Origin of the sequence: Butyrivibrio sp. WCD2001, from assembly GCF_000424485.1 — a bacterium.
In the GTDB taxonomy this organism is placed as follows: domain Bacteria; phylum Bacillota; class Clostridia; order Lachnospirales; family Lachnospiraceae; genus Butyrivibrio.
This window is the reverse complement of sequence record NZ_AUJZ01000008.1, coordinates 213,080-220,578: the sequence shown is the minus strand read 5'-3', so window position 1 is coordinate 220,578 and position 7,499 is coordinate 213,080. Positions and strand designations below refer to the sequence as shown.

9 protein-coding genes are annotated in these 7,499 nt (G+C 43.7%); all 9 read right to left on the bottom strand.

The genetic code is table 11. The annotated features are described in order from the left end of the window. Positions 1 to 427: 427 nt before the first annotated feature. On the bottom strand, positions 428 to 892 hold the full coding sequence (locus tag G630_RS0109790; RefSeq protein WP_026498456.1) for an NUDIX hydrolase: 465 nt from the start codon (positions 890 to 892) through the stop codon (positions 428 to 430). A 16-nt stretch (positions 893 to 908) separates the two neighbouring features. Beyond that, the gene (locus G630_RS0109785; protein ID WP_044959046.1) at positions 909 to 1,394 is read right to left on the bottom strand and encodes an NUDIX hydrolase; all 486 of its coding nucleotides are present in this window, start codon (positions 1,392 to 1,394) and stop codon (positions 909 to 911) included. Positions 1,395 to 1,486: 92 nt separating this feature from the next. After that, positions 1,487 to 2,233 (bottom strand): GNAT family N-acetyltransferase, encoded by a 747-nt coding sequence (locus G630_RS23525; RefSeq protein ID WP_026498454.1) that lies wholly within the window; start codon positions 2,231 to 2,233, stop codon positions 1,487 to 1,489. Positions 2,234 to 2,256: 23 nt separating this feature from the next. Then, positions 2,257 to 2,490 carry a hypothetical protein gene (locus G630_RS21390; RefSeq protein ID WP_196805776.1) on the bottom strand — a complete coding sequence of 78 codons (234 nt, stop codon included), beginning with the start codon at positions 2,488 to 2,490 and terminating at the stop codon, positions 2,257 to 2,259. A gap of 75 nt (positions 2,491 to 2,565) precedes the next feature. Next, on the bottom strand, positions 2,566 to 3,303 hold the full coding sequence (locus tag G630_RS0109770; protein ID WP_026498453.1) for a LytR/AlgR family response regulator transcription factor: 738 nt from the start codon (positions 3,301 to 3,303) through the stop codon (positions 2,566 to 2,568). A 43-nt stretch (positions 3,304 to 3,346) separates the two neighbouring features. Continuing rightward, the gene (gene floA, locus G630_RS0109765) at positions 3,347 to 4,312 is read right to left on the bottom strand and encodes a flotillin-like protein FloA (protein WP_022761076.1); all 966 of its coding nucleotides are present in this window, start codon (positions 4,310 to 4,312) and stop codon (positions 3,347 to 3,349) included. A gap of 1 nt (position 4,313) precedes the next feature. Beyond that, positions 4,314 to 4,796 carry an NfeD family protein gene (locus tag G630_RS0109760; RefSeq protein ID WP_026498452.1) on the bottom strand — a complete coding sequence of 161 codons (483 nt, stop codon included), beginning with the start codon at positions 4,794 to 4,796 and terminating at the stop codon, positions 4,314 to 4,316. 2 nt (positions 4,797 to 4,798) lie between these two features. After that, complete coding sequence (locus G630_RS21385; RefSeq protein ID WP_022761074.1) at positions 4,799 to 5,536, bottom strand: sensor histidine kinase; 738 nt, start codon at positions 5,534 to 5,536, stop codon at positions 4,799 to 4,801. A 163-nt stretch (positions 5,537 to 5,699) separates the two neighbouring features. Next, positions 5,700 to 7,484: an ABC transporter ATP-binding protein gene (locus tag G630_RS0109750; RefSeq protein ID WP_026498451.1), complete on the bottom strand. Its 1,785-nt coding sequence runs from the start codon at positions 7,482 to 7,484 to the stop codon at positions 5,700 to 5,702. Positions 7,485 to 7,499 lie beyond the last annotated feature (15 nt).

Genomic DNA, 7,499 nt, shown 5'->3' with positions numbered 1-7,499 from the left:
GGACACCCTTGCTGTTCGGCTATACACTTCCCACTATCTGGGCGTGTTCGGGACTTTCACCCGTTAGAGCGCGCCCATGGCGCGCAAACCAAAAAAACCGCCTGCATTATGCAGACGGATCCATTATCCCTTAACATCGCATGCAGCTATAGTATGAGCTGCATGCTATTTTCACTTAATATATCAGAACTAAAAACACCCCTGATAAATCAAGGGCCCCGGTACTGATAATCTATGACCAATCGGCTCTATGAAAAATGTGTTCAAGATAATATGATCCGTGCTTAAAAAAGCCATTCTCTGATGACCTTTTCAATCTGCATATTGCAAATTTATGAATCAATATTACCTATTCCGCATTCCTTTCATACCTCCGATAGTTTTTGTCAAACGCTAAATATTATTCAAACACCAAACATTTTTCTTGTCAACAGTTTCCACTAAAAATATCCTGCCACATTTCTTCGTGCTGTTTGCAAAACAAAATCGGCTTATCCTCTTTTGAAAAATACCTAAGCTCCAATGTCTCTTTCTGATCACAGAATAATTCTCCGCCTACGACTTTTAACTCATAGGCTATACAAATACTGTGAGCCTTATCTCCGTTAGGATATTCAATATCGCTATCCGTATAGATTCCGATTATCTTACCTGCTTCGACCTCAAGTCCGGTCTCTTCTTTTGCCTCGCGTACTGCTGCCATCTGAGGAGTCTCTCCCAGTTCAATAGCACCTCCGGGAAATCCCCATTTGTTACTGTCTCCTCTTCTCTGAAGAAGAACTTCTCCCTTATCGTTGAAGATACAACCTCCTGCAAATACGAGCATTATTTTTTCATGGCCGACTTTGCTTCTGAGCCATCCAATGTAGTTGTGAGATTTGTCAAAATGCATTGCTCTCCTCCGCCAGTTAGCCTCTGTTAACCCACTCAAGGATGATTTTCTTATCGTACTCATTTAGATTTTCCGGCAAATCATTTTTATCAAAAAATCTGTGCTCCATCACCTCGCCGGGATCATTGACGATATCACCTGAATATTCTCTTGTGATGAAAACGATTCCCGGACCAAAACATATGTCACCGTTAGGATATTGTATTATGCGGTCTTTCCCCGAATAGAACTGAAACACCTCAAGTTTTCCCAGTGTAAGACCGGATTCCTCCAGGGCTTCCCTTCTGATGGTTTCTTCAAAGGTCTCACCCATTTCCATTGCTCCGCCCATAATAGCCCAGCACCCGTTATCCTGCCTCTTTTGTAAAAGGATTTCGCCCTCGTCATTTTCAATTATCACACCACAGGCACAGGTCATCACAGGAGCATGTCCAACATGCTTTCTCATTTCCTTAATGTAACCATCTTTTTTGTATAACTCGATATAGTCATCAATATTCATAGGAGACCTTCCCTGATGTTTATATTTTTAGAAAATGATAAAGCCTGCCCCAAGGGCTAAGTCAAATACTGATTATCTGTCTTTTGTATTTTTTAAACCTTCATAGCCTCGGTTTCCACCCATGCGTGTCTGAAACCACTTTTAATGGCAACGTTTTGTGACTGAATATTCGCTGTTGCGGTTCCATAGAAAGGAACATCGCCCATATTAATAATCTTGTTTTTAAGCAGTGTCACAAGATAGGATCCGATCCCTCTTGACCGATATTCGGGCAACACATCAATTCCTACCTGCTGCCAGTGTGGTGCATCTTCAGAACAGCCTGCCATACCCATAATGGTATCCCCATCGAGCGCAATGACTGCGATCCTGTCCGGCCGAACCGGACAAGGCTCAGGATAAGCGATTGCATTCGGGAAGCGTGAATCACCGTAAAACTGACTTATTTCACTATCATATAGCCATTTAACACGGAAACGCTCTTCCACCTTGATATCACAGCAGGGCAGGAACATGTGATGCGTATGATTCATTTGGTAGCCATACGGTTTCAGTTCTTCATTTAACTTCAGAAGATTATCAAATTCAAACAGACGATGCGCCTCTTTATCTTTTATCAGTCCCCTCAGGAACTCGTGCAGGCATTCATCTGCCATGATGACAGTACTGTCTCCGAGCGTAGCCATTTCCAGAAATGGCATACCCGGGCTGTAACTCCTTCTACCATCATTCATTGCCGGCTGTGTGATAATAATCTTCTTTTCCCTTAAATCTGCCGGGGTACAGTTAAAATCAATGGATATCCGCACCAAAAGCTTTTCATAGTATTCTTTGAACATGATTAGTTCTTAATTTTCCTTTCTCAATTCTCTATCTCAGAAGCACTGTAAATGTATCCCGAAACGCCACTATATGTTTCTTCAAGGGCATTAGGATAATACTCCTCTAAGCAAAGACGCCCTTCCTTACCAAAACCATATGGTCCCCACTTTTGCCAGATTCCATCAAAAGCAAAGCCTGTTTCTCTGCAATACTTCTCTACTGCATTACTAAGATAGACAAGCACATTTTCTCTTTTTCTTGAAAAATAGATCAAAGGGATTCCATGATTAGAAATTCTAGGCTCCAGCCTGGAAATGTTCCCAAACGGTGATGCGTGATAATACATATTTCAAAACCCACAAAACTTTTGTTTCATCTCATTATATTTTTCCGAGGTCATAAGCGCAGTTTCATCGGTATCTTTAAGAGTTACTGTATATGTCCACCTGCCGTATACCTCAAGCTTTTTGACCGCTTCAACTCTTATGATATATGACTTGTGACATCTCATGAATTTGTCGGGATCCAGCTTATCCTGGATAGAGGATAGAGACGTTGATGTAAGAAAAATCTCGTCCCCGGTCACTATTCTGCAGATGCCATCGGACCGTTCTATCATTATGATATCCTTAGTATCTATAAGGTTTATCTCTTCTTTGCCACGAATAACCAGCTTCTCATACCCGGTCTCTGTTTTAGTACCATTGGAACCGGTAGCATTCCCGGACGTCATACTCTTTATTTTGCCAAGTGTCTTACCGATCCTCTCCAGATCGAAGGGTTTTACAAGATAATCAAAAGCATATATTTCAAAGGCATTAGCCATGTACTCGCTGTGAGCTGTTGCAAAAATAATCTTCACCTTCGGATCCACTTCGGTGATAGCCTTGGCACAGTCAAGGCCGCTTTCACCCGCAAGGTCTATGTCCATGAAAACTGCATCGGGGCGAAGTCTGATAAAGTCGCTGATAGCTGCAGCAAAATTTCCGCAGGAGGATACAACTTCACAATCAGGAGTCTTCTCTATCATCTTCTTTAAAATATTCCTGATCTGCTCCTCGTCCTCAACTACCATTACTCTTATCATATCTTCGCCCCTTAATAGTTCTTTTCCGTATTACCCGGTAAGCTTAGTTCTTGTCCTTCTTAGTCTCGACATATTCGGCAATACCGCTTCCTATGTCATTCTTCATTTTCGTGTCTGCCTGAACATTCTTGAGATTGTAGTAATCAAGAACTCCAAGATTACCTGACCTGAGAGCTTCTGCCATCGCTCTTGGAATATCTGCTTCCGCCTTAACGACTTCTGCCTTCATCTCCTGTTCAAGAGCTACAGCCATTGCCCTTCTCTCCTCTGCCTTGGCCTGTGCAATCTTGGTGTTGGCCTCCGCCTGAAGGCTCTGCAGGTTAGCACCGATATTTCTTCCAATATCGATATCAGCAATATCAATGGACATGATCTCATAGGCTGTACCGGAATCAAGCCCCTTTTCGAGAACAACTTTGGAAATATCATCGGGATTTTCAAGAACACTGCTGTGCGTTGTAGCCGAGCCAACAGTAGTTACGATACCTTCTCCTACTCTTGCCAGCACAGTTGCCTCTCCGGCGCCACCGATAAGCTGATCAATATTGGTTCTGACAGTCACACGGGCTTTAACAAGAAGCTCTATACCGTCTTTTGCTACGGCTGAGATCTGAGGTGTCTCAATAACCTTCGGGGTTACGCTCATTGTTACCGCTTCAAAAACGTCACGTCCCGCAAGATCAATTGCCGATGCCTGCTCAAAAGAAAGGTTCATGCTGGCTCTTTCTGCTGCAATAAGAGCATTTACCACACTGTCTACGTTTCCGCCTGCAAGATAGTGTGCTTCAAGCTGATTGGTTGTAACATTGATGCCCGCTTTTGTCGCCTTGATAAGAGGGCTAACTATCTTGGCAGGCTTTACCCTTCTAAGCTTCATTCCCACCAGGGAAAAGATACTTATCTTTACTCCGCTGGCTACTGCTGAAATCCACATTCCTACCGGTATCACTGCAAAAAACGCTGCTATCAGTATGATTACTATTGCCGCTATTATTATAGTTGCCATCATTTTACTTATCCTCCTCAACCATTATCCTGTTGTTTTTTACTTCTGTTATAACAAGGGGTGAATCCTTTTTTATATAATATTTTTCAGAAAGAATATCAAACTTAACTCCGTCAAATTCACCTTTTCCGGAGGGTTTTAAGTCCGTTATGGCAACACCTCTTTTCCCGATAAGATACTCCATGTCCTTCTCATCGATAAACAGGTTTTTGCCCCGCAGGTCCTCATCAAGCTTAATCGGTGATTTTATCTTTTTTGAACTGAATACTATGATGCTTATCACCAGCATTACTGCTATAACAACGATAGCTATCACGCCCACAATAACTCGTTCCTGAACATTTCTTCCGGTTAAAAAGATACCTGCTGCGGTAAAAATGATGCCGGCAATCCCCGGAAATCCAAAGCCCGGCATATAGAATTCGACACCTATCAGAAGTATCCCTATTATCAGGGCTAGCACTCCCAATATCTGAACTGCTCCCATAACTATTCTCCTTTTTCAAAGCTTACGGTAAAGACAGTTTCTTCTTCGTCTGACGAAAGTTCAATGTCTCCACCGCTCTTATTCAAGATTTCGGATACGATTGCGAGCCCCATTCCATGGCCCTCTTCTTTCCTGGTAGAAAATCCCTTTTTAAAAATACTCTCTCTTATGCTCTCCGGAATCTCAGGGCCATTATCCTCCACATCGAAAATGTATCTCTCAGGCGTTTCCGTAATGTTCACTCTGATCGTCTTTTCTCCGCTGTCAAAATCCTCAAGCGCCTTAACAGCATTGTCTATCAGATTGGAAAGGACTTTGCACAGCTCCCAGTCTTCAATACTTAGCTTTTTAAGATCAGATTTGACTTCAATCAGAAACTCAATCTCTTTTGCTTCTGCCTCCGCCGACTTGGCTGCCAGAAGTGCATTTATCGCAGGCTTTGACGTCTTTACAGCTTTTCCTGTTTTAAGCAACTCCTTGTAAACCTTCCTGAGATATGAATTCATTTCCTCATATTCCTCAAGCTCCATCAGACCATACACAATCTGCAGATGATTCAGATAGTCGTGTCTGTCCATTCTGAGTTTGTCATTCAGCCTGCACAGGTTGTCGATGCTTTCGCGAAGGGCATCATTCCTGGCAATCAGCTTCATGTAATTTCTTATCAGGATGGCAATGCAGCCTATGAGTATCACAACCAATGTGACACTTAAGATAAGATATAAATGTGTATCTCCCACAACCGCCTCCGTTTTTCTATATACTCATGTTAGCATCGCCAGATTTTCCATCAATCCATATCTTCTCAATTATACAAAAAACAGACTGAAATGACATTTAGCTCATCATAGGCATCCCATAGTTCCATTTTCATTTTTCCTTCCAATTGTTTTCGTTCTCATTTTATGAGGCTTTCACAAACTGAGCGGAGTACAGCTCGTAGTAAGCGCCCTTCTTGGCCATGAGGCTCTCGTGGTCACCCCACTCCAGAATTCCGCCATCGTCGATGACAAAGATCTTGTCCGCATTCTTAATGGTTGAAAGTCTGTGGGCCACCACAAAGGAAGTCCTCTTTTTAAGAAGCTCTTCGATTCCCTGCTGAACCAGGATCTCTGTTCCGGTGTCAATGCTGGCTGTGGCCTCGTCCAGGATCAGTATCTTGGGATCCGTCAAAAGAGTTCTCGCAAAAGCCACCAGCTGTCTCTGGCCATTGGAAAGTCCGCCGCCCCTTTCGGTTATGACGGTGTCATAGCCCTTCTCCAGCTTGCTGATGAAGTCGTGCGCGTGAACCGCCTTGCAAACTTCTATCATCTCTTCATCAGTGGCATCGGGTCTTCCGTACTTGATGTTGTCCCTGATGGTTCCCGAGAACAGGTAATTGTCCTGGGTCATGATGCCAAACTGATTTCTCAGAGACTGGATGGTAACCTTGCTGATGTCATATCCATCCACCAAAATTCTTCCCGCCTTGGTGTTGTAAAAGCGGCTAAGAAGGCTGACAATGGTTGTCTTCCCTGCACCGGTTGGACCAACAAGTGCGATGGTCTCACCCTGCCCAGCTGTAAAACTCACATCGTGGAGAATGTCCACATCGGGCTCATCAGGATAAGCAAAGGTTACATGATCAAATTCCACATTGCCCTTGATCTCAGGAAGATCAATAGCCTTTTCGCCATCCTTTACCAGAGGCTCCATGTCCATTATCTCATAAACTCGCTCTGCAGATGAGAGGTTGGTTATGAGCTTGTTGTAGTAACTGGCAAGGTTCCTAATGGGACTAAAGAACATTCCCAGATACAATACGAAGGCCGACAGAGTTCCCAGTGATTCCTGTGTCACACCGAGTTTTGTCACAGCCAGGTAATACAGAGTTGCTGTTCCAAGGCCGCCTGCAATCTCAATGGTGGGACTGTACAGGTCGGCGATGAGAACTGCGGATCTGAAGGCATGGATGACTTCGTTTACTATTCCGTTGAACTCTCTGGAGGATTCCTCCTGAGCGTTGAAACTCTGAATTACCGACACGCCCTCTATACCCTCGTGGATAAAGGCTGTCATGTTGGAGTCCTTCTTCTTCCATTTCTGCCATCTCTTGTGGGCAAGAATCTCGCAGAAGAACAGGCCCAGCATGATGATGGGAACTGCCACTGCCGCAGAAAGAGATAGGACAGGGCTCTTGATGATCATTATTGCCAGGATCACCACAAGGCTTATGGCCTCGGGAGCCAGGGTTGTAATAGTGCTGGAGAGAACTTCCTTAAGAGCATTTACGTCTCCGGTTACCCTGGCCAGAATCTTGCCTGAAGGCCTCTGATCAAAGAAATCCACTCCCAGCTCCTGAATGTGAACATAGAGCCTTCTTCTGATGTTCTTTATCATATCATTGGAAATGGTGGCCATTATGCGCCTCCATATTCTGGTGGCTACGTAGTGTATGAGAGCCATGGCTACCATAATACCTGCCATAATGAACAGGCCTTTTACATTCTTGTCTATGATCTCGTCGTTTATTACTTTTTCAATCAGCAGAGGATAGGTGGTTGAGATTGCTACTGTGATCAGTATAAGTATTGTTACCAGCGCAATCTTTCCCTTATATTCCAAAAGATTTTTAAGAAGACGCCCCAATACATCAAGCTTTAGGGTCTCCTTTAAATCCTCATCCTCTCTGGTGCTGTTTATTGCCATATAATATGCACCTCC